The organism is Calothrix sp. PCC 7507 (assembly GCF_000316575.1).
Classification (GTDB): domain Bacteria; phylum Cyanobacteriota; class Cyanobacteriia; order Cyanobacteriales; family Nostocaceae; genus Fortiea.
In genome coordinates this window covers 3,615,938-3,639,067 of record NC_019682.1, presented here as the reverse complement: position 1 = coordinate 3,639,067, position 23,130 = coordinate 3,615,938, and the positions used below count along the sequence as shown (strand labels likewise).

22 protein-coding genes are annotated in these 23,130 nt (G+C 42.2%); 10 read left to right on the top strand and 12 right to left on the bottom strand.

The window, feature by feature from the left end; translation table 11 throughout:
* Positions 1–339: 339 nt before the first annotated feature.
* Positions 340–1,200, bottom strand: a complete 861-nt coding sequence (rsmI, locus tag CAL7507_RS15405; protein ID WP_015129396.1) for a 16S rRNA (cytidine(1402)-2'-O)-methyltransferase — start codon at positions 1,198–1,200, stop codon at positions 340–342.
* Between the two features lie 139 nt (positions 1,201–1,339).
* Here rsmI and CAL7507_RS15400 point away from each other — a divergent pair, with 139 nt between their 5' ends.
* The 5 genes from CAL7507_RS15400 to CAL7507_RS30140 all read left to right on the top strand — a co-directional run bounded on the left by CAL7507_RS15400 (position 1,340) and on the right by CAL7507_RS30140 (position 5,102).
* Positions 1,340–2,209, top strand: a complete 870-nt coding sequence (locus tag CAL7507_RS15400; RefSeq protein ID WP_015129395.1) for a sugar kinase — start codon at positions 1,340–1,342, stop codon at positions 2,207–2,209.
* Positions 2,210–2,389: 180 nt separating this feature from the next.
* Positions 2,390–3,250, top strand: coding sequence for a 3'(2'),5'-bisphosphate nucleotidase CysQ (locus CAL7507_RS15395; RefSeq protein WP_015129394.1), 861 nt, complete (start codon positions 2,390–2,392; stop codon positions 3,248–3,250).
* Between the two features lie 520 nt (positions 3,251–3,770).
* Positions 3,771–4,076 carry an RNA-binding protein gene (locus CAL7507_RS15390; RefSeq protein ID WP_015129393.1) on the top strand — a complete coding sequence of 102 codons (306 nt, stop codon included), beginning with the start codon at positions 3,771–3,773 and terminating at the stop codon, positions 4,074–4,076.
* A 124-nt stretch (positions 4,077–4,200) separates the two neighbouring features.
* Positions 4,201–4,395, top strand: a complete 195-nt coding sequence (rpsU, locus tag CAL7507_RS15385; protein ID WP_015129392.1) for a 30S ribosomal protein S21 — start codon at positions 4,201–4,203, stop codon at positions 4,393–4,395.
* 194 nt (positions 4,396–4,589) lie between these two features.
* A complete protein-coding gene (locus tag CAL7507_RS30140; RefSeq protein WP_015129391.1) occupies positions 4,590–5,102 on the top strand; it encodes a GNAT family N-acetyltransferase in 513 nt (170 codons plus the stop codon).
* Between the two features lie 46 nt (positions 5,103–5,148).
* Here the strand turns inward: CAL7507_RS30140 and CAL7507_RS15375 are convergent, their stop codons facing one another.
* Complete coding sequence (locus tag CAL7507_RS15375; RefSeq protein ID WP_015129390.1) at positions 5,149–7,527, bottom strand: tetratricopeptide repeat protein; 2,379 nt, start codon at positions 7,525–7,527, stop codon at positions 5,149–5,151.
* A gap of 318 nt (positions 7,528–7,845) precedes the next feature.
* Between CAL7507_RS15375 and CAL7507_RS15370 the strand changes: the two genes are divergently transcribed.
* Together CAL7507_RS15370 and CAL7507_RS15365 are read left to right on the top strand one after the other, a co-directional pair.
* The gene (locus CAL7507_RS15370; RefSeq protein WP_015129389.1) at positions 7,846–8,784 is read left to right on the top strand and encodes a hypothetical protein; all 939 of its coding nucleotides are present in this window, start codon (positions 7,846–7,848) and stop codon (positions 8,782–8,784) included.
* 162 nt (positions 8,785–8,946) lie between these two features.
* The gene (locus CAL7507_RS15365; protein WP_015129388.1) at positions 8,947–9,693 is read left to right on the top strand and encodes an isoprenyl transferase; all 747 of its coding nucleotides are present in this window, start codon (positions 8,947–8,949) and stop codon (positions 9,691–9,693) included.
* Between the two features lie 133 nt (positions 9,694–9,826).
* Here CAL7507_RS15365 and CAL7507_RS15360 read toward each other — a convergent pair whose 3' ends face one another.
* From CAL7507_RS15360 to CAL7507_RS15350, 3 genes are all read right to left on the bottom strand, one after another.
* Positions 9,827–10,714: a hypothetical protein gene (locus CAL7507_RS15360; RefSeq protein ID WP_015129387.1), complete on the bottom strand. Its 888-nt coding sequence runs from the start codon at positions 10,712–10,714 to the stop codon at positions 9,827–9,829.
* 48 nt (positions 10,715–10,762) lie between these two features.
* Positions 10,763–11,272, bottom strand: a complete 510-nt coding sequence (locus CAL7507_RS15355; RefSeq protein ID WP_015129386.1) for a hypothetical protein — start codon at positions 11,270–11,272, stop codon at positions 10,763–10,765.
* A gap of 188 nt (positions 11,273–11,460) precedes the next feature.
* The gene (locus CAL7507_RS15350; RefSeq protein ID WP_015129385.1) at positions 11,461–12,114 is read right to left on the bottom strand and encodes a class I SAM-dependent methyltransferase; all 654 of its coding nucleotides are present in this window, start codon (positions 12,112–12,114) and stop codon (positions 11,461–11,463) included.
* A gap of 139 nt (positions 12,115–12,253) precedes the next feature.
* Between CAL7507_RS15350 and CAL7507_RS15345 the strand changes: the two genes are divergently transcribed.
* Together CAL7507_RS15345 and CAL7507_RS15340 are read left to right on the top strand one after the other, a co-directional pair.
* A complete protein-coding gene (locus CAL7507_RS15345; protein WP_015129384.1) occupies positions 12,254–13,909 on the top strand; it encodes a glycosyltransferase family 39 protein in 1,656 nt (551 codons plus the stop codon).
* A 74-nt stretch (positions 13,910–13,983) separates the two neighbouring features.
* Positions 13,984–14,451, top strand: a complete 468-nt coding sequence (locus CAL7507_RS15340; RefSeq protein ID WP_015129383.1) for a MarR family winged helix-turn-helix transcriptional regulator — start codon at positions 13,984–13,986, stop codon at positions 14,449–14,451.
* Positions 14,452–14,491: 40 nt separating this feature from the next.
* On the opposite strand, the gene CAL7507_RS15335 is transcribed toward CAL7507_RS15340, so the two are convergent.
* The 6 genes from CAL7507_RS15335 to CAL7507_RS15310 form a co-directional block, all read right to left on the bottom strand.
* Positions 14,492–15,271, bottom strand: a complete 780-nt coding sequence (locus CAL7507_RS15335; RefSeq protein ID WP_015129382.1) for a Uma2 family endonuclease — start codon at positions 15,269–15,271, stop codon at positions 14,492–14,494.
* A gap of 148 nt (positions 15,272–15,419) precedes the next feature.
* Positions 15,420–15,905, bottom strand: coding sequence for a DUF4365 domain-containing protein (locus tag CAL7507_RS15330; protein WP_015129381.1), 486 nt, complete (start codon positions 15,903–15,905; stop codon positions 15,420–15,422).
* 4 nt (positions 15,906–15,909) lie between these two features.
* Positions 15,910–16,395 carry a DUF4365 domain-containing protein gene (locus CAL7507_RS15325; protein ID WP_015129380.1) on the bottom strand — a complete coding sequence of 162 codons (486 nt, stop codon included), beginning with the start codon at positions 16,393–16,395 and terminating at the stop codon, positions 15,910–15,912.
* A gap of 276 nt (positions 16,396–16,671) precedes the next feature.
* Positions 16,672–17,370 carry a tetratricopeptide repeat protein gene (locus CAL7507_RS15320; RefSeq protein WP_042342189.1) on the bottom strand — a complete coding sequence of 233 codons (699 nt, stop codon included), beginning with the start codon at positions 17,368–17,370 and terminating at the stop codon, positions 16,672–16,674.
* 154 nt (positions 17,371–17,524) lie between these two features.
* On the bottom strand, positions 17,525–19,495 hold the full coding sequence (acs, locus tag CAL7507_RS15315; protein ID WP_015129378.1) for an acetate--CoA ligase: 1,971 nt from the start codon (positions 19,493–19,495) through the stop codon (positions 17,525–17,527).
* Positions 19,496–19,970: 475 nt separating this feature from the next.
* The gene (locus CAL7507_RS15310; RefSeq protein WP_015129377.1) at positions 19,971–20,450 is read right to left on the bottom strand and encodes a GNAT family N-acetyltransferase; all 480 of its coding nucleotides are present in this window, start codon (positions 20,448–20,450) and stop codon (positions 19,971–19,973) included.
* Between the two features lie 816 nt (positions 20,451–21,266).
* On the opposite strand from CAL7507_RS15310, the gene CAL7507_RS15305 reads away from it, so the two are divergent.
* On the top strand, positions 21,267–21,989 hold the full coding sequence (locus tag CAL7507_RS15305; RefSeq protein ID WP_015129376.1) for a TerC family protein: 723 nt from the start codon (positions 21,267–21,269) through the stop codon (positions 21,987–21,989).
* A 12-nt stretch (positions 21,990–22,001) separates the two neighbouring features.
* Here the strand turns inward: CAL7507_RS15305 and mnmA are convergent, their stop codons facing one another.
* Positions 22,002–23,066: a tRNA 2-thiouridine(34) synthase MnmA gene (gene mnmA, locus CAL7507_RS15300; protein ID WP_015129375.1), complete on the bottom strand. Its 1,065-nt coding sequence runs from the start codon at positions 23,064–23,066 to the stop codon at positions 22,002–22,004.
* Between the last annotated feature and the right edge of the window lie 64 nt (positions 23,067–23,130).

Genomic DNA, 23,130 nt, shown 5'->3' with positions numbered 1-23,130 from the left:
AGGTTGAAAATGGTTGGCAAACTCTAAGTAAAATTTATTCAGATTTTGTAGTTTATTCAGTGAATATACGCAATAAAGTTCTAAGCTATTTGAAGAGATTATTGTTAGAAATTACTTGAGCGATCGCGATCACCACAAAAACAACGCACCTGTCTGTAAACTAAGCAATCCAGGCGATTAGAAATCGCTGCTACACAAACAAAGTCCGCCTGCGCGGACTAATGTCAAAATAGGGTTTCAAATTTAATCTGACGAGAGTAATAAAAGAGCGTTAGGCAATAGGCAGAAGGGTTTGAGCCTTGTTTACTTTTCTTCATTTTATACTTCAGACTTCATACTTCATACTTCATAAGGCGGTTCTAGAGAAAGAGCAATTTGATAGACTTGGCGGCGGGGAAGAGAAGTAAACTTAGCTAACTGACGGCTAGCTTGCGATCGCGATATTCCTTGACTAATTAACTGCTGTAGTTCGGTTTTCAGTTCTGCTTCCGTTAGCTGATGCTGACTAGGTGGGCTTCCCGCCAAAACAAGAGTATACTCTCCTTGGGGTTCACGTTGGCTGTAGTGGGCGATCGCCTCCGCAATTGTCCCGCGCCAAAATTCCTCATAGAATTTAGTTAACTCCCTTGCCAGAACAATTTGGCGATCGCTACCCAGCATTTCTGCTAAGTCTTGTAAAGAATCGCGCAAGCGGTGCGGCGATTCATAGAAAATTAAAGTACGGCATTCTGTCTGCAAAAATTCTAAATGTTCCCGTCGTTGTTGAGCTTTAGCTGACAAAAAACCTTCAAAAACAAACCGATCTGTGGGTAATCCAGATGCACTCAACGCCGTAATTGCCGCACTTGCACCAGGAATCGGCACCACAGGTATTCCCGCCCCAATACAAGCCAGCACTAGTTCATATCCTGGATCAGAAATTCCTGGCATCCCCGCATCACTCACCAGAGCGATCGCTTTATCATTAGTTAAATGAGCCAACAATTCTGGAATACGACTGTTACGGTTATGTTCGTGGTAACTCACCTGCGGCGTTTTAATTTGTAAATGTTGTAGCAGTCTTCCTGTATGGCGCGTATCTTCTGCAGCAATCAGATCCACCGTTTGCAAAATTCGCACCGCCCGCAATGTGATATCTTCTAAATTGCCAATTGGCGTGCCGACGACGTAAAGTGTTCCTGGTTTCGGATCTGTTGGCATGGGGATTAGGGACTAGGGATTGGGGATTGGGGGAGATGAGGTAGATGAGGGAGAAATAACTCATGATTCTTGACTCCTGACTCTTGACTCCTGACTCCTGACTCTTGACTCTTGACTCCTGACAAATGACAAATGACAAATGACAAATGACAATTATGGACTATTCGTAGGTTTAGTAACTTTAGATTTGATTTATTTAGCTGAGACTGCGCCCAAGAATAATCAGAAAATTGTCGCAGTTGATTATACTGTGGCGGCTGGTGGCCCAGCGACTAATGCTGCAGTTACCTTTAGCCATTTAGGTAATCAAGCTACAGTTTTGGGTGTGGTGGGTTCGCACCCCATGACGCAGCTAATTCGCCAAGATTTAGCAAATTGTCGAGTAGCGATCGCCGACCTTGACCCCAATCATACCGCAGCCCCATCTGTCTCTTCGATTATTGTCGCCCAAGCTACTGGTGAACGAGCGGTAGTTTCGATGAATGCCGTCAAAACTCAAGCACCGAGTGCATCAATTCCTTTAGATAGTCTACAAAATATTGATATAGTGCTGATAGATGGGCATCAAATAGCAGTTGGTCATGCGATCGCCCAACTAGCTAAAGCTAAGAATATCCCCATAGCGATCGATGGTGGTAGTTGGAAACCTGGATTTGAGAAAATCTTGCCTTTTGTGGATTACGCCATCTGTTCTGCTAACTTTCATCCCCCCAACTGTCACACAACAACTGAAGTTTTCGCCTATCTCCGCAGCCTCAATATTCCTCACATCGCCATTACCCACGGTGAACAACCAATTCAATACTTCAGTGCTGGTAATAGTGGCATTATAGATGTACCGCAGATACAGGCAATTGATACACTAGGTGCTGGAGATATTTTTCACGGTGCTTTCTGCAATTACATCTTACAGGGAAATTTTACTGATGCATTAACAAAGGCAGCCAACGTCGCTGCCAACGCTTGCAGATTTTTTGGCACTCGTCGCTGGATGGACTTTCACTGCTGAGTATCGAGTCTCCAGTTTCAGCTATTGAGTTGGGAACTTGAACTAAGCTAAATTAGGTGGTGAATAAATGCGGAATGATTTTATGGATTTTCCTTTGCGTCTTTGCGTCTTTGCGTGAGATATTCATCCCTAAATTCAGCAACACCCCAAATTATATCGGGATTATATCAGGTAAAAATAATGAAAGACCTACAAGAAATTTTAGCGATCGCTCGTCAAGTGGGTTGGGGAGCCGCAGATATACTAAAATCCTATTATCACAGAACCGCAGCAGACTTAAACCTCGAAGTGGAGTATAAACAAAATGAGCCTGTCACCGTTGCAGATATAGCCGTAAGTAAATACATTCTCGAACAACTACAAGCGGCTTTAGGCAACGAAGACTTTGCTTATATCAGTGAAGAAACCTATAACTCGCCACTAAGTCAGGATAAATCCAAATTGGTGTGGATTATTGATCCTTTAGATGGAACGCGAGGTTTTATCGAGAAAACTGACGACTATGCAGTTCACATCGCGTTAATCAAAGAAACACGCCCAGTACTCGCAGTGGTGGTAGTGCCAGAAGCAGAAAAATTGTACTATGCGATCGCAGGCAGTGGTACATTTGTCGAAACCCGTAATGCTTCCCCCATAAAACTCTCATTCACTCCAGACACAAGGAAAATTGAAGATTTCACTGTAGTCGTTAGTCGCTCTCACCGCAATCAGAGATTAGATTACTTACTGCAAAATATACCTTTTAGCAGTCAGAAAGCCGTCGGTAGTGTAGGTTGTAAAATTGCCACCATTATCGAACAACAAGCAGATGTTTATATTTCTCTTTCTGGCAAATCCGCCCCCAAAGACTGGGATATTGCTGCCCCAGAACTGATTTTAACCGAAGCTGGCGGTAAATTTACCCATTTTGACGGTACTCCTTTGCAGTACAACACCAATGACATTAATCAGTGGGGAGGTTTGCTGGCTAGCAATGGTCAGCATCATGAAGTACTGTGTCAAGAAGCCGCAAGAATTTTAGAGCAGTGGGACAATATCTAAAAGAAAGGGCGACTGCTCGCTAAATCATTCATCCAGAATCCCGAATATACAAATCCCCTCATAATAGTGTCCGGTGAAAGACTTATAATTAGAAATGCCAGGGAGCAGGAAGCAGAGGGAGAAAGAGTTTTCAGGTTTTTGCACACATGCGAGATTCATAACTAATCAGCCGGACATGAGATCACTCCTCACTCCCGAATTTCACCAAATTTTAATCAACATGCGGGTTTCCCAACGCCCTATTCTTTAAGCAATTATTAATTGATCACAAATTGCGTTAAAAAGTACCACGAAAATGCAATAATGTATTGCGGGCAACAATCAGTTCGTAAACGGCAGCTTTTAAAGCCTGCCTGAAGGTTTTTATTTGTATAATGCAGCTACCGAGGGGTTTATTTTCAAATGCTGTGCTATACTCTTACATAATAAAGATTATTTTCGGTTGAGCTATTCGTTTTGATTTCTCAAAATCGTCTCTCCGAATTTAACTCTCTACAATCTCTGAATTCGGAGACATCATATGTCGATTTACGTTGGGAATTTATCCTATCAGGTTACAGAAGAAGACCTGAAGAGGGCTTTTGCAGAGTATGGTACAGTTAACCGCGTTCAACTACCCACAGACCGGGAAACAGGCCGTCCACGTGGGTTTGCCTTTGTGGAGATGGAGACAGACGCTCAAGAGACAGCTGCTATTGAAGCGCTAGATGGTGCTGAGTGGATGGGGCGTGATTTGAAAGTTAACAAAGCTAAACCCCGTGAAGAAAGAGGAAGCGCTCCTCGTGGTAACTGGGGAAACAATAATCGTAACACTCGCCGCTACTAAAATGTAGGGTTGAAAAGTTAAAATTTAGAGTCTCCAGCAGATAAAGTCCAAGGCTGAGTTCTGCTGGAATATTTTATTTTGTCTCTAACCTGCAACTATTCATCCATATTCAGGAGGAATGAGAATGACACAAGTAGTGTTGGGGGAGAACGAAGGGATTGAATCAGCGTTGCGAAGATTTAAGCGGGAAGTTTCTAAAGCCGGAATTTTCCAAGATATGCGGAAAAAGCGCCATTTCGAGACACCATTAGAAAAAGAGAAGCGCAAAGCAATTGCTAGACACAAGCAAAGTCGTAGACAACGTTCTCGCTTCAAATAACGACTACCAAAAATCTCCGCTTCAATTAAGTAGCTCTATTTAACTGCCTTTTAGTAGCATTGATTCCGGTAATCCGTAAATTAAGTTGGCAGACATGATAAAATACCACCTTTAGTAGGAGTGTTGAAAGCAAATACAGCGCTCCTACAGATGTATGTGTTCGGTGTGGCTTGCTTGTTAATCACAAGATGAAAATGTACTCTCAACGGCTCTGTTTAGAACCACTAGAACCGGATCATGCCGAACGGCTTTTTGATGGATTACAGAGTGCGAGTATATATGACTTTATCGAAGATGTGCCACCACAAAGCGTTGAATGGCTTCGCGATCGCTACATGATGTTAGCACGTCGTCAATCACCAGATGGAACGGAGATTTGGTTGAATTGGGCTGTATGGTCTCTTGTAGAGAAATGCTACGTTGGATATGTTCAAGCAACAATTACTGTAGACAATAGTGCAATCCTTGGATATGTGTTTTTCCCTGATTTCTGGGGAAAAGGTTATGCACGCGAAGCAGTAAATTATATAATTAATTATTTAGTTGGGACGTACCAAAATCTTAATTTTTGCGCTAACGTTGATGTACAAAATCACCGTTCTATTGCTTTATTGCAGAATCTGGGATTTGTACGCTCGACATTTGTTGAAAATGTTGAGTCTAATCAAGATGAATTTAACCACGAAATACAGTACCGAAAACTCTAAACCCTCAACTCTGTTTTCAGAAAGTACTTTTTCCCCCGTAAGAAATTTAATTTTCCGGCTTTATTAAAATTTTTGCAACTTGCTTCGGAGCTTTTATTTCAGTAAATAGCTGAATTGCTCGATTAAAATTCATTTGACTTTCATCATGCTTTGTCATTTTTTGATAAGTTAAGCCCAATTGAAAATAAGCTTCAGCTAGGTCACAATTAGCACCTATTTGCTCCAAAAGTTGAATTGCTTCTGTATGATTAGCAAGGGATAATTTAAAATCTGCTTGTTGTCGATAAATTTCCGCTAAACCACTCAATATTTTTGCTTTTACCTGCATATAGTGGCTTGCTTCAGCACAGGTTAAAGCTTGGTGGAATATTTGCTTTGCTTGGTGGAATCCTCCTAAATTGACGTAGGTTTGACCTAATATTTGCATGAAATAGACAAATCTCCCAGTTTTTTCGACCAATTTTTCGTTGGTCATATTTTGATAAGCTATATCTGCTAATGTATAAGAGACATCATGTAAACCTAAATAAGAATACACCAAAGCTAAACACACAGAGGCTTTTTCTGCCCAGCGATGATGTTCGGTATTTTGAGCTAGGTAAATTACTTGTTGAAATAACTTTGCAGCGGCTTCTAATTCCCACAAATCTATTTGATAAAGACCAAGACTTAATAAAGAATCCACCTCTAGCATTCTCAAATAGTAAACTGTATGTTTATTTTCTGGCTGAGGAACTAGTAATTTGAGTGCTTGTGTTGCTAAATTAATAGTTTTTTCTTGACAGGCGATCGCTAGATTAATTTTACCTGTTATCCAGTATAAGTCACCTAGTATATTATAAATTTCGCTGAGATTTTGGTCATTGATAAGATTGTTAACAACTTGATTAATTGCGGCAAGTACAGGTTGAATTAAACCCATACGATACAACGTACTACCAAGAGGTAAAAACTGCTGCCATTGATTGTTTCGGCTTTTTAAAATTACCTTTCCGGCTAACTCAAATTTCTGAATTTCTATGTAGTGATAATATGCTTCCAGTGCTTGCAAAGCATCTTTAAAGGTTTCAATTTGTTGAACTCTATCTGTCCAAAATTCTGCGGCTTTATAGTTACTAGTTTCCCATTCATCGCTGGGACGTAAACGAGCGATCGCCTCTGCACGAATCACCGGATGCAACCAGTATTCACCTTGATTGCACTCCACCAAAGACCGATTTCTCAAGGAGGCGATGATTTGACGATGCTGCTCAGGTGGGACATCCCAAAGTAAACAAAACAACCCTGGTGATGGGATGGTGGGTATATCTTGGTAACGATAACATCCCAAACGGCAAAGCAGGCGATAGGCTTGGGGATCGAGGGTTTGCAGACGATTAATTTGACTTACTGCTAAATTTTTTAAGTCGGTTGCTGCTAACGGATCGGCATGATTTTCTTGCCAATAAAGAGCCATGTCACCGTCAAAATCTTCCTGAATCGAACCACAGAGAATTCCCATTGCTTTAGCATTACCGCCATAGGTGCGATGGATGATTTGCAAAGTTGACGAGTTGATACTTAACCCACGGGTGCTAAAAAACTTGTGCCATGCGCTTTGATCCAAACCAGGAAGACGATAGTGATTCACATTCAACCCAGGTTCACAAAGGCGATCGCGACTGGTAATTAGCGTCACAGATTGCACCCTTGCATCAGCCAAAACCCGCAAGAGTTCTACATAGTTGCGTTGATCAGCAATCAACCCGCCTTGTTGATCCAATGCAGGTTCTAGATTGTCAATTAACACTCCAATCCGCCGTGTGTGCAGTTGGCGCTTGAGTCGTCCCAACGTCACCCCAAATTCTACCCCAGGTTCTTGATCAAAGTCTTGTTTGAGCCATTCCTCTACTACTCGTTCCGCCGGAGTGATATTTTGCGTTTCCTTCGCCATCAGCAGTTCTAAAACCAAGTCAAACCCCTGAGTTTGCAGATATTGCTGCGCGAGAGTCGTTTTGCCTAAACCTCCCTCACCTTGGATGACAATCACTTTCGAGCCTTGATTGACTAGAGTATTCAGGTGAGCGATCGCTTCTGTTCGTCCAATAAAATTGGTATCCTCTAATTTTGGGATGGGCTGGGGCGATCGCGAGTAATCAATCAGACTTGACGATATCGCACTAGTTTTTCTCAGAACCCGTTCCAAAGTAGCGCGACAATTACTTTTGGTAATCTTTTCTCGCAATACTTGAGAAAGCAACCTCCATAACTGAGAGCCAGCATCCTTAGCGTGTCCTTCCGTACAACCGTAAGCATGGGCAATATCCAAGTATTTTCTACCCAACCAAACCTGCACAAGAATAACTTTTTGTAAATCGCTCAACCGTTCCCCGGTCTGAGCAGGAATTATGGTGTCTAACCATGCTAATGCTGCTTCAGCGTTCATTATGTAACGACGAGGGTAGTTCAGATTTTCGAGACAACCATAATTACTCTACAGTCCAGTTGCTGGAATTTTCGGATAAGTTTCTGTAAACCCGACTTTTTTCCCGACTTTTTTGACCTCATTCCAAATTCAGCAGCAAGTTCTTGAAAGGATTGCTGTTATTCCAACGGTAAGTTTTGAAACCCCAATTTTCTCTAACCAACTTTTTTCCTGACTATTGGAACCCCATCATATAAAACTGCCGACTTCAGCCGACTGACAAACGATAGTGCGATCGCTTAGGCTATTGGGTATAGAGTAAAAATTAAGTATAAAAATATGCTGAATACCGCCAGCCCACTCACAGAAGACTTAGCAGGTCAAAGCTATCCCAGTCCTCATTACTGGCAAATACAGCGCCGCCTTTGTTCCCTGATAGACAAATATGTTGCCATCGAAAAGCTACATGATCGTTTGCGGGATTTACAGTTACAGTTAGAAAATCCCCAACCGCGTCCCTGGAAACCAATTGACTGGCAAGCAATTAACCCCAATCAAATTGTCGGCATAGATGCAGAGGTATTTTTATCTGTTCTTATAGGTGCAATGGACACAGAAGCCCCGATTCGCGGCTATACCCAAACAAGTCGGCAGTATTTGGAAAAATTGCATCCTCAAATGGCTCGCTTTGTTGGTGGAACAGTCGGTGAAGATGGCGAACTACTGGAACTTGGTTTGTGGGAAAAAGAAGAACGTCAGCACACACCTGCATTAATCAAAGTCTACACCCAACTAACAGGGGAAAAAATTTCCCCCAAACTTCGCACAGTTAGAGGCTACCTCCCTACAGATGACCCTGAAGAAGATTTATATCGCCACGGTTTACACCGCATAGCCACAGAATACGGTGCTACCTGTCTTTATATTTGGTTAATGGCTCACACCATCGGCCCACTCCAGGATGTTTTAGAGGAACTAGCACAAGACGAAATCAACCACATGACCAAGTTCTGGGGGTTTGGAGTTTGGGCTTTTCCTGATACAGGACTGATGCGAATTGGACGGACACTCATCAAAACCCGCTCTCAAAACTATCAGCGCAACAACCTCATGCGAACTCTACGCCGCATGATGGGTACACTCAACTGGAGTGCTTGGTCTTTGACTAACAAAACAACTCTCCTATTCACCTTGACATACACAATGCGTCGTCTGTGGAGTTGGAACAACAGCCTCACACCAGAGTATTTACAAGATTTATTTGGAATTAGTCATTAATAGCAATTCTTAGATGAATGAAATACACCGGGACTCAAAGGAGTCAGGAGCCTGAATATTGTATTTTCCTGAATTCTGAATCCCCAATCAAGATTGTATTGCACTCGACCCAGATCCGCTATAGCCTCCGATTTTTGACAAGTGACAAAGGACAAGTGACAAATGACAAAATTACCTCCAGATTTAAACCCCCAAAACTTACCCCAACACGTAGCCGTCATCATGGATGGTAACGGTCGATGGGCAAACAGTCGAGGATTACCACGCATTGCGGGACATCGCCAAGGTGCAAGGACGCTCAAAGAACTATTGCGTTGCTGCAAGGATTGGGGGATCAAAGCGCTGACAGCCTACGCTTTCTCAACCGAAAATTGGCGGCGTCCCGTTGACGAAGTAGATTTTCTGATGCTGCTGTTTGAACGCTTACTGCACCGCGAGTTATCAGAAATGCATCAAGAAGGAGTGCGAATTTCGTTTATTGGAGATTTATCAGTTTTACCCAAGTCGCTACAAACGGAAATGGAGCGTTCCGTCAAAGAAACATTAAACAATCAAGCAATCCACTTTACTGTTGCAGTCAACTACGGTAGCCGCAACGAAATTACAAAAGCCTGTCGTCAAGTAGCGGAACTTGTGCAACGGGGCGAACTCAGTGCAGAGGAGGTGAATGAAAGTGTTGTAGAAAAACAGCTCTACACAGCAGATACTCCAGAACCCGATTTGCTGATTCGGACTAGCGGTGAGATGCGACTGAGTAATTTTCTCTTATGGCAAATGGCGTATACAGAGATGTATTTCACCGATATTCTTTGGCCAGATTTTGACACAGAGGCATTCTATCAGGCTTTGTTAAGTTACCAAAAACGCGATCGCCGTTTCGGTCAAGTTAAAGCGTCACTATCAGCTTAATTGCTGGGGTTTGTCATTTGTCATTTGTTATTTGTTAAGGGTCAGGAATCAGGAGTCAGGGGTCAGGAATCAGGGATCTAAAATTATTCTCCCAATCCCTATTCCCTATTCCCTATTCCCTATTCCCTATTTTCTAAATCTCAGCTACGGCTCGTTCAATTAAGCGACGTGCTAAGGTTTGTGTGCCTGTATGTTCATAGTAATTCGTGGCTACATCGAGGAATGCTGCGAGGTAATCCAACTTATCATCAGCAAGTTCGATAAAACCTTGCAAATTACTGACAACTTTTTGCGGCGTTAAATTGTTCGCAGTGACGATTCCACTCATCCAACCTTTAACTGAGTCAAAACTTTCACCGATAAAGTTCAGTTTACCTGCATCATTTCCACCGGGAATTGTGTCTTTGATGCTTTGGAAAGTTGAGTTTTGATTTAACTCCTGTGGATTTGTATTACTAATTCCTGATAAGGCTTTGTTAATGAAGTCAGGGCCTAAAGGTATCAAACCATCAACGCAGATTAACGCCACCATCCGAATTAGTGACTCACCGCTATACTCACCCAAAGAGGCGACAAAATCGCCAATGCTGTCACCAGGAATACCGTTGATTTGGCAGAAAGCGACTAACTCAGCGACTACTTTTAAAGTCAGGTCGATGGTTTGGGCTTTGTCTGGTTTGGGAGTAACTGCGTTTAAGAAGCCCAATAGGGGAATCTTTTCTCCCACTTTATTAGCTAAGGCTGCTGCACCAAGGGCTTTATCAGTACCGTCAACGGTTTGATAGAGCCATAATGCTGTTTGATATCCTTGGGATTTGTCGTTGAATAGATAAATTGCTCTTTCGCCAATTTGCTGAATTAAATCTTCGTCGTCTTCGCCCGTCACAACTTTAATTGTGTTGACAAAGCCAACAGTATTTTGCCACTGACCAGGAGCGACAAAATCGAGTGCATTTAATACTGAAATTGTCAAGCCACTGGTTGGGAGTTCATCAACCAACTGAAAAATTGATTTGCTCACAAAAATCTCCTTATTTAGCGTTTTTGATGTTCATGTCCTACAAACGGCTTATTTTTGTTTAGCCAAACCATCAAGGTTAAATTTCTCAATCCAAGCTGCGCGATCGCTCTCTGTAAATGTAGGATCTTTGGAAATCACTTTTACTTGAAACTTACCCGCCAAAACTGAAGTTTGAGTTTTACCAACTGTGACTGCGGGATAACCACCAATTTTCTTGGTGCTTTTCGAGAATTTTGCGGCTGCATCAGGAAGGCTGGTAGTATCAGAAACAGCAAGTTGAGCTACGGTTTTACCACCTTTTTTCAAGTTTGCTTCCGAAAAGCCCTTTTTCTCTTGAGTATAAACGCGCTGGTAGCCATCTCCTGCAGATGGGAAGAATTTGTTTAATTTGCCACCCTGTGTTGCATCTTTAGCAACTGCTTGACCGCTTTTTTGCCGACTACTTTCTTGCTGCGCTTGGTCAAAACGACTGGGTGCTTTAGTGGAACATGCTGTAGTCAGTAATAACACTGACAGTAATACAGCAGCTAACATCTTACGCTCACGGGAAAAATTCATGTTCAGCTTCTCCATATGCTTTAGCTTTGAGGCAATTATCAACGCTTGTATCGACTTTAACCAGGAAAATTTACTTTTTGATAATTATTGGTGGGTAAGTAGGTATAAATTGTCAGGAGTCAGAGTCAGGAATCAGGAGTCAGGAGTCAAGAGTCAAGGTTATTCTCCTTATCCCCAGTCCCCAGCCTTCAGTTGACTTCACTACGGTAAGCCATAACAGCATAGAACGGATCTCCTCCCGTAGCACCTAACCATTGTAGGAAATTTGGTGCTGTTGACTTATTGACAATCACCTCTGGGGCTGTGAATCCTGGTACTGAGGCAAAGTAGCGTTTGACTAATTCCACCCTATTCGCTTCTGACGCATCCCGCCAGGCTTGAATCGCTTTTTGAAAAAACATGCGGTTAGAAAAGCTGATAATAGCTACGCCGCCAGGTTTGAGGATGCGGTGAATTTCTGAAAATACTGCTTCTGGATACTGCACATATTGCACTGAGACGCAGTTTATAACTGCATCAAATTCTTGATCTGGCAAAGGTAGCCGCGGATTTTCGTTGAGATTTTGGACAAAGTAATGATTTAATCGGGGATTACGCGCTAACTCTTCTGCATTGAGTCCGTGCCCCTCAATGTGGGCAAACTGCATTTCTTCTGGCAGATGAGACACCCAGCTGCTCATCATATCCAATATGCGTGTATTGGGTTGGAGTCGCTCACGATATAAATCTGTTAGCTGTTGAATAAAGCCCTCATCGACATGGGTGACGAAGCGAGGGTAAGCATAAAACAGCTTGTCGTCTGTTTCATCTAGTTTGAGGCGTTGATTTGGTCTGAATATCATAAAATGTCTGTTTTTTTCAGTTCTTTAGCAAAATTATGCCAATTTACACTAGGCTTTTGATCGAGCATTTTGTATACTACCGTACACATTTTCAAAACAGAATGACCAATACGTGAGTTAACCTGGCAACATTCAATTAATGTTATATAAACAACAATTATTTCGAGCCGTTTGGCAACAAACCCACCGTTTGGTGCAATTTCCCTATTGCAGTCTCTTAATTTGGATGCTTCCTCTGCTGTTATGCAGTTCTGGGGAGAGTAGCCTGATAGCGCATGATGAAGGACTGTACGCTTGGCGATCGCGTCAAATGTTAGACTTAGGTGATTGGGTAGCGCCTTGGGGTCATGCTCATCATAAAACCCCTGGAATATATTGGTTAATTGCAATTACCTACAAGTTATTTGGTACTAGTGAAGCTAGTGCTAGGCTCCCTAGTATGATTGCTGGCATTTTTAGCCTCTTAATTTTTTATGAAATTGGCAATATATTTTTAGGAAAAAAATTAGCTTGGTTAGCTGCTGCTATTTTGAGTGTGGAATTTCTGTGGCTACAATCTTGTCGCATGGTATCTCCTGATGTACCAATGATTATGTTGGTACTTTTGGCTATTTTGTCGTTGTTAAAAGCTGAAATATATCCTAAATATAGCTCTATTTGGATTTTTATTGGTGGGTTAAGTTTTGGTTTGGGTTTCTTAGTCAGAAGCTTTATGATTTTTTTACCAATGATAGCTTTATTACCTTATTTAATTGGAGAACATCGCCGTCACCGTCATCTTGCTAAACCTATGTTGTATTTAGGGTTTGCAATTGGTTTAATTCCTACCTTGATTTGGTTATGGTTTAGTTGGTGGCGCTATGGTAATCTGACATTTGGGGAATTGTTTCAGTTTGTTTGGGATCTAAATTCCGAAGAGCGTAACCACAATGGCATATTATTTTATCTCTGGAATTTGCCTTTAAAATCATTTCCTTGGTTCTTTTTCAGTCTTTTGGGTTTAGGTGTAACCATCTATCGTCCGCTTCCTCGTTATCAGTTGATATTAGTTGGTTTTCCCTTAGTGCTATTTGCTGAACTGAGTCTTTTTTCTACTCGTCTGCCTCACTATGCTCTTTGTCTTTATCCTTTCATTGCATTGCTGGCATCTGTAGGTTTAGAGTGGTTGGGCAAAATTTATGATATGGGATTTATACAGCGAAAAGAGCAAAGAAAAGTATTATCCTCTTTTGTTATATCAGCGAAGGCAAATCTTCCTCGCAACCTTAGTTATGGTTTTGGTTTATTTAGTGTTGTGCTTTTGCTAGCGAGTATAATTGCGTTGACTTCTCTTGATGCCTACATTAGTAAATATGCAACTCTGGCTTTTGCTTTGGGATTAGGTTGGTTGACTTTACCTTTAGTATGGATGGGACGTTATCACTTTGGTCAAAAGTTTCTTTCATCTCGTTACTGGGTGGCAAGTTGGTTAATTCCCTGTTGGTTGACTTTGGCTTTGGCTGGTAGTTTAGGCTTTTTAGGTGACTATAATCCTGAGTTTAGAGTGTTTTTTCAACAAAAAGCGATCGCCTCTATTCTCCAATCTCATCCCGTCTATTTTGCACAAGCAGATGACAAAAACTCGATACTACTCAATTTCTACACTCCTATTCACGGTAAACAAGTCAAAACTATTTCCCAATTGCCACTTTTCAGTTATGCTTGGATATCTGCACCAAAAACTACAAAACGACCCACGCCTTACCGCATTATTGGTACAGTACAAGACTACCAGTTGATTCAAGTTTTACCCTAAAACCTACACAACGCGTCTCTTGTCAAGGCATATTAATTTAGTTATAATGCTACGCACACTAAATAATTTCCCTTATGGTTGCTCAATCCGATCATTCCCCAGTTTTGGAATCGTGGCAGCAAGTCCTGGCACCATACAATCTCGGCTATAGAATCAAATTGCTCTCACAACTGTTCGGACGCAAGTTTACTGAGATGCTAGAACCATTTGGATTAACGCCATTTCACTGGTTGGTATTGTGTTGTTTGTGGCAAGAAGATGGTTTACCTACTTCCAGTATTGGTGATAAACTCAAACAAGTAGGAGGCACTTTAACAGGTGTTCTAGATCGGATGGAAGAACGCGGCTTGGTGCGTCGAAAACGGGATGTACAAGATCGCCGCATCTGGCGGATTTGGCTGACGGATGCAGGTAAAGAACTAGAAACAATATTGCCGCCAATAGCTGTAGAGTTGCGTGAGGAAGCAATGCAAGGTGTTTCTATTGCTGAACGTGAAATATTTTCTCAAATTTTGAATCGGGCGATCGCTAATCTGTCTTAATTTATCCCCACGTTTGTAAAATGTTATGTGATGATGTTGCTTAATCCAACATTTCTGGATCAATTCCTAGATTATTGAGTTCTTCAGCAGAAAGCGATCGCAGTTTCTCTACAATTCTCCCACGCTTTTGGCGCTCAACCTCAGCCCGTTGTCGCTCAACCTCAGCCCGTTCTTCACCCGTCAACAATAAATTTCCTTGTGCATCCCACCAACGCAGCCAAGGTAATTCTGCATTTTGATATAACCCTTGCCAGATTCCCAACTCTACACCTAAAGCTGGAATGGGGTAATGTCCGCGATCGTTGGGTGCCATCAGTTGATAATTAAAATCTACCAGGTGGTAAACTTCAACTTGAGCTTTTACCACTTCATAAATTCCATAATAAGGGACACGAATTGCTTGCTCATACACCCAAAACTTACCCATCTTCCCGCCTTCCCCGCGAGATGGCGGTGTTGTATCCCGTTCCTCTGTACCGTCTCCAGAAACAAATTCCAGCACAATCAACGGCGCGACATACTCCTTCCACAGCACATAAGAACGGCGTGTTTTGCCATCGAGAGTAGGCGGTACATGGGGTACATAAAACCAATCTGGTGCTTGGGCACCTTTCTCTGGAGGATCTGTCAAGCGCCAATAGATACCAGAATCTTGTCCAATACAATATTGACCATCGGGATGGCGTTGTTCTAAAACTGGTTTAATGGAGTCAGTGAGTAAAATACTTTGAGGGTGTTCTTGCCAATTTTTCCCAAATGTCCCATCTGAGTCTGGTAGCTGGGTGTGGTCTGGTAAAGTTAATGCCGATAGGGAAGTCATAGGCTTTAATCCAAATTATGCATGAATTTTATCTTAAAATTGCAATTATGAGGCTAATTACTTGAAAGTAAAAGTATGTCCGAATAAAAACGACTCTTAACTTTTCAAATCTCTTGTTTATGATTCTAATAGCTTAAACAAGCTAATCCTATGCCTGTCTTAGATTACTCTTATTATCATACCAGCTATTTACTAATGAAATTATATTAGCGATTTCTTTGTCAGTGATTTTTTTTAATTCATCACTTTCGTTCAAGTGTAAGCCAATATTGTTTTGACTTTTGACAATAGGCTCTAAAATCCATTTGTAGTAACCTTGATCATTATCTAAAGTGAAGAAAAATAAACATACTGGAAAGGGTAAATCTCTGAAAAAATTTGTGCTATTAAATCCGTTTTTTCTGAGATTATAATTCTCATTATCCTGAGTTAATTCAGAGCTAGAAGCTGTTGCTTTCACTTCTACACCAAAGAGCCTACCACTAGGATTACCATTTTTGGTTATTGTGACTAATAAATCTAAGCCTTTATCTTTTTGCTGTGGCAAAACAATCAAATCATCACGCTCAGTTAAAAATACTGTTGCTAAGGCTTCCGCCCGTAAACTAATATACCAAGGTTGTTCTATTTGCATATTTTTATCTCCATTCCTGATCACAAAATTGCGATAATAAGTTTTTGTGTTTGTATTGATTCCAAAAATTATTTACCTCGTGCCAAAGAATTTCTCTATTTTGATGATTAATCAGAAAATTAGTAGATAAACTTGAGAGAGAGCTTAAATTTTCACCATTGGCAGAAACGACATAACCTCTTTTTTGGGTTTCATCAATACCTACTATATAAGTTGGTGCTGGATAAGATGCTAAACCCATAACATGCTCTTTTCGTACTTTAACCTTGAGGCGCTTGAGTTGTTTGGTATAACCTTCTCTTGTTGTTTTGACTTGTACAAAGAAGAAAGGAACAGACTGACCGTTACCGACTAATTCCACGATAAAATCAACATACTGCCATTTATCTCCTAAAAACTGTGGCTTGAAAATAGGACCAGCCTGAGAGTGGAACTCAGTCATTAATACTGTAAAGATCGCTTCGCCTCTTTGTCCTAGTGCATCCCTCATCTACATACCTATTTTAATTCAGCTTGAATAGCAAAGGGTAGACTGTTTTGCCTACCCTGATTCAGAATTACAGTAGATTAGCGTCATGCGTTTTACCACAACTGATGATCTAATATACAGATCCCTTCTAAAGCCTAATTATCTCCGCATAGCTATTGCCCTGCATCTAGATTTTGCAATCACAGTAGTATGCTATTACACAATGGCATTTTCTTGTTAAAGTTTAAGGTAAAAGGCGATCGCTCAACTCTGCAAAAGACAAAATTATCTTGATTCTTATGAAAGATTAGGAGCATCGGCAGTTTTTATCTGCTGTAAAATTTGTTGAACTTGATTAGCTTTTTCATTTCTATTTTGTGATTTGAAGATAGCTAAAGCTTTTTCTAAAGAAGATACAGCCTTATCTTTTTTATTGGTTTGCCACAATACTAACGCTGAATTAGTTAATGCATCGCCATAATTAGGGTTAATTTCTAGAGCTTTTTGATATTCGGTCAAAGCTTCTTCCCAGCGACTTTGGCTAGCGTAAGCCATACCAATAGCATTGTAAGCCAAAGCATATTGTGATTTAAAGCGAATGGCTTCTCGATAAGCACTAATTGCTTCTTCAGGTTTTTTTTGATAAAAAAGTACGTTTCCTAATTGAAAGTGTCCAAAAGCATCTTCTGGGAATTTTTTCAGAAATTTGCGAAAATTTTCCTCTGCTGCTTTCAAGTCTCCCTGATTATATAAAAAATTTGCTTGTTGTAGGAGTTGCGATCGCTCTGTTTGTTCATTGTCTGACAACTGGGCTATTTTTTGCGGCTGTTGTCTTGCTTGATTGACTTGAACAGGGGAATATTTAGTTAAATTACCAGCAGTTTTGATAGGAATTGCTAACACTGAGGGGGAGATCAAAATTGTGGTGATGATACTCAATGTTATGCAGCCAAGAGGTTGAACAAATACTAATTTTAGCTGTCTCTTCAACTTCATTGCTCTCAATGCCTCCATAATGTCCTGATCCCATAATAAATTGTGGGCGCGTTATGTATTGACATGACGCGCCACATTGTTAATTGGCTACATAGCAATTCTCGCTAATTCCGTAATCAGTCATCAATGATCAGCTAGTTCACTGTTAACTGTTTTACGTACCTTCACGCAATTTATCTAATACACTGCGATCTTCTAGAGTCGAAGTATCACCAGATACCTCTTGTCCTGCTGCTAAATTTCGCAGTAATCGCCGCATAATTTTACCCGATCGCGTTTTTGGCAAAGCGTCTGTAAAGCGGATTTCGCCGGGACGGGCGATCGCACCAATTTCTTTAACTACGTGTTGCTTGAGTTCTTTACTCAGTTCCTCGCTACCTTGATAAGTTCCTTCTAAAGTTACAAAAGCGACTACTTCTTCACCTTTGAGTTCATCAGGTTTACCGACTACCGCCGCTTCTGCAACCGCTGGATGGGATACCAAAGCTGATTCTACTTCCATAGTGCCCAGGCGGTGTCCTGACACATTTAACACATCATCAACACGTCCCATTACCCAAAAGTAACCGTCTTCATCCTTTCTCGCCCCATCACCAGCAAAGTAAGTATATTTGCCATTTTTGGGAGGGATATGTTCCCAGTAGGTGCGGCGGAAGCGTTCAGGATCGCCGTAGACTGTCCGCATCATCCCTGGCCAAGGATGACGCACCGCCAGATAACCACCTTCGTTATCGGGTACAGAATTGCCTTCTAAATCAACGATATCTGCAATAATTCCCGGAAAGGGACGAGTTGCTGAACCAGGTTTGGTGGCGATCGCTCCTGGTAATGGTGTAATCATAATGCCGCCTGTTTCTGTTTGCCACCAAGTATCGACAATTGGGCAGCGTTCGCCACCAATTACCCTGTGATACCACATCCAAGCTTCGGGGTTAATGGGTTCACCAACGGTTCCTAATAGACGCAAGGAAGACAGATTACGTGCATTGGGATGCTGTTCGCCCATTTTAATAAATGCCCGAATAGCCGTAGGTGCGGTATAAAAAATCGTGACGCCGTATTTTTCAATCACATCCCAGAAACAGCCAGGATTAGAAGCACGGGGCGCACCTTCATACATCAGCGTTGTTGCACCATTGGAAAGCGGCCCGTAGACGATGTAGCTATGGCCTGTAATCCAGCCGACATCGGCAGTACACCAGTAGATATCAGTGTCTTGCAGGTCGAAAATCCATTTGGTAGTTTGGTGTGTGTATAAGTTATAACCAGCCGTTGTATGGACAACACCCTTTGGTTTGCCAGTGCTACCAGAAGTGTAGAGGATAAACAGCACATCTTCGCTGTCCATTGGTTCGGCTGGACAATGGGCTGACACGGTTTTTTGCAAATCATGCCACCAGTAGTCTTTACCAGGTTCCATGTGTGTTTGTTGACCTGTGCGCTTCACCACTAGGACATTTTTGACGTTGGGGACAGCGTCATTAGCTAAGGCTTTGTCTACTTGCTCTTTGAGTGGGACGATCGCATCTTTGCGCCAACCACCATCAGCCGTGATCACTAACTTGGCTTCTGCATCGATGAGCCTGTCGCGCAAAGCTTCCGCACTGAACCCGCCAAATACGACACTATGGGGCGCGCCGATGCGGGCACAGGCTAACATAGCGATCGCTGCTTCGGGGATCATTGGCATATAGATCCCAACGCGATCGCCTTTTTGCACACCTAATTGTTTCAGCGCATTCGCAAACTGGCAAACTTCGCGATGCAATTGAGCATAGGTGAGAGTCCGCGAATCGCCTGGTTCCCCTTCCCAAATCAGCGCCGCTTTATTTTTGCGCCAAGTAGTCAGGTGTCTGTCAAGACAGTTGTAAGAAATATTAATCTTGCCCCCAACAAACCATTTAGCAAAAGGCGGTTGCCAGTCTAGTACCTTTTCCCATTTTTTGAACCAGTGCAACTCAATTTCTGCCAATTCCCCCCAAAATTGCTGGGGATCGGCTTTAGCCTTGTCGTAAAGTTCCTGATAATCTGCCAGGTTCCTGATATAAGCGTTTTGGGAGAATTTCTCAGGGGGATGAAATAAGCGATTCTCTTGTAGGATTGATTCTATGGTTGGTTGAGACATGTTTGTAACAAAGTTGTGAATGAGAACTATTCTGTAATGGAATTAACTCTGAATAATTTTGATTTTTGTTAAGGAATGATGATATTTATAGTATACTTGCCCACACTATCCGGATTTAGCCACAATCAAGCCCTCCCAAACTTTATATGAGGTAGTGAGTGGTTGTTAACAGGGATTTTTGCTAGTTAAATAGCTGCATTTTCAGAATATTTACTTAAAATATCCTGTCATAGAATCGGTTTTTTATAGTGTCTAGATTCGTAGGTTGGGTTTCGTGCCTCAACCCAACCTACAAAAAAATGGCGCAGGTATTGGTCATAGAATCGGTTTTTTATAGTATCTGGTTAAGGCATGACAGACAAATTAAAACCACCTCTCCCACCAATAACTTCAGGGCTAACGACTCGCACTAGGACTAGGAGTAGATTTTCCATTTGCAAAACGCTCGACACCAACGCTCTGGTGTCTGGGATGGTTATGTTACAGGATTACACAGTGCCTTTCGGAAAATGATTTTGTCAACCCCATCTGTGTAGAAGTCTCGAATCCGCGCTTCCTCGTCATAACCGCTCTTGCGGTAGAACGCCCGAACGTACTCAAAGCTCTTCGTCCCAGACGTTTCCACGAGTAACACACGTTCGCCACGTTCCGTCAATATTTTCTCGACATGGGTGAGTAAGGCTTTGCCGCGTCCTTGCCTTTGATGCTCAGGATGAATGGCGATCAGATACAGGTTCCATGTCCCTTCAGTCATGCGCTCCGGTGCAGCATACGCAACGCCCACAGGTTTGTTGTCGTCGTAGGTAAACCAGTAGTCGTGGCTGTCAGTAACGCCATTGAAGTGTTGATCTAGCATGTGTGCGAGTTCTGCGGTTTGTTCTGGCTCGAATAAGCCAGATGCCTCAGCCACAGCGATCAACGCAGTCGCATCATCGGGCGTGCTTTGTCGAATCATAGTGGTGTCTAGTACGCTAATATACAGATTTTTTCTTAAAAACAAACGTATTTAGGACTAGCCCTTTCAAGGTGACAAACGAAGATACGTTGCTTTAGTGTGATCATCCTAAGTTATCCGCTCAGATTTTGGGATTTTTAAAGGTTGAAATAACCAATTTTCGTTCCGAATTTCACCACCTTGAAAGGGCTAGTATTTAGGACTTACGCACTGTACAAATTAATCATGATGAGCATTTACGACAATAGGTCGTTTCCGGCTTTTATAGGGATTCTCGTTGACGTGAGACACCCGTAGGGGCACGGCAGTGCCCTCCTGACACCAGGCGAGCTAACGCAGTACCGTATCTGAATGGGAATCGCTATCTGGCTGGGAACCAAACAGCTATTGAGGGCACAGCACTGCTGTGCTACTACGAAATATGTGGTTCTTATCATTCATATTTAGTATTTCCTGTCAATGCGTAAGTCCTATGTATCTCGGTGTCTTCTTTGTGGGCTGATTCAAAATTGCGAAGCAGTTGTTTGAAAAGGTTATTCATATGCTGCTACTCTAAATTTGTCGGCGTATTGCTCTTATTTTAGAAGCAATCGGCAAGATCGCTCCATCACACTAAAACGCGAAAATATTAAAACTTTTGCTGTATTGCCGTACACTTAACACACCCGGATAACCCTTGCATTGCATAGATGTGATAATCTTCATAATGCGTTACAACCGCGTTAAGCTGGATGAGAGTAGCAATTTATTGCAATTTTCATAATGAAATTAGCTCTTTCTGTTAATTTTTAATTTTCCCTGCTTGAGATACCCGGAATGCTAGACCAAATTTTTGACTATCTTCACTTCCACTTCAGCGTTGAAGCTCCTATAGTCCTGCTTATCCTGGTGTTGTTAGAGGCGGTGCTATCTGCTGACAATGCGATCGCCCTCGCGGCGATCGCCCAAGGATTGGAAGACAAAAAACTTGAGCAACAGGCGCTAAACTTGGGTTTAGTCGTTGCCTACGTGCTACGAATAACTTTATTATTGACGGCTACCTGGGTACAAAATTTCTGGCAATTTGAGTTACTCGGTGCTGCCTATTTACTGTGGCTAGTCTTTCAACACTTCACCGCTGATGAAGACGAAGACAATCACCATCATGGCCCTCGTTTTACCTCTTTGTTGCAAGTCATACCCGTCATTGCTTTGACGGACTTAGCATTTTCTTTAGATAGCGTCACCACAGCTATAGCTGTTTCGCAAGAAACTTGGCTAGTCATCACAGGTACAACCATCGGAATTGTCACCCTGCGATACATGGCGGGATTATTTATCCGCTGGTTAGATGAATTTGAAAACCTAGAAGATGCAGGCTATGTCACCGTGGCGTTGGTGGGTTTGCGTCTGTTGTTAAAAGTGGTGAATGATAATTTTGTCCCCCCAGAATGGGCAATGATTGCTGCAATCGGCTTAGTCTTAGCTTGGGGATTTTCCAAACGCACTCTCATTGAAATACCCGAAGAGGTATCGGAGAAAACCGAAGTACCTAAATAGGGGATTAGTCAGTTAACTGTTAACTGTTAACTGTTCAATGATCCCGCCACCCAAAACCTTATCCCCCTCGTACCAAACTGCGGCTTGTCCGGGGGTAATGCTGAATTGGGGTTCATCAAACACTAAACGCACACGGGAATTTTCTAGAGGAATAACCGTTACAAGTTCAGGATGGGAACGATAGCGAATTTGCACTTCGGCGCGAATTGGTGTGGCTGGTTGGGCAATAGAAACCCAATTGACGCGATTTACAGTACATTCTGGCTGAGTGACTTTTGTGCGATCGCCCACAATCACTTTATTATTAACTGCATCTAACTCAATCACATATAACGGTTCCGCAGCCGCAATTCCCAAACCTTTGCGCTGTCCAATCGTGTAATGATGCACACCATCATGCTGACCCAAAATTTTACCGTTTGTATCTACAATATCGCCTGGTTTGGGGGCGAGATACTTATCTAGAAATGCCCGCATCGAACCGTTACTTTCCACCAAACATAAATCCTGACTTTCTGGCTTATCGGCGGTTGTCAGTCCATATTCAGCAGCGATGCGGCGGGTGTCAGATTTCTCGATTTTTCCTAGGGGAAATATGGTGGCTGCAAGTAAATCTTGAGACAAATCATAAAGAAAGTAAGATTGGTCTTTGTTGCGATCAACTGCCCTTAATAACTGGTAACGTCCCGTAGCTTCATCATAGCTAATTTGGGCATAATGACCCGTCGCAATGCGATCGCATCCCAATTCTTCACGAGCATATTCCACCATCGGCCCAAATTTCACAGTTTTATTGCACTGTGAGCAAGGCAAAGGCGTAATTCCCGCACTGTAACCAGTCACCAAAAAATCAACAATATTTGTTTGAAAGACATCCCGAATATCCACAACCTGATGGGGGATACCTAATTGTTCGCAGAGATCAGCCGCGTCGATCATTCCTTCAGAGCAACATTGCCCTTTGCCTTTCATTAGCCAAAGGGTCAAACCAACAACTTCATAGCCCTGATGGTGTAAAATAGCAGCGGCTGTAGAACTATCAACGCCACCAGAAAGACCAACGACGACTTTTTTCATATCCCTAAATCTTGCGAGGCTCGCGGCTGCTCCCGACAGGGATGCAAACCCGTGCCATGATGAA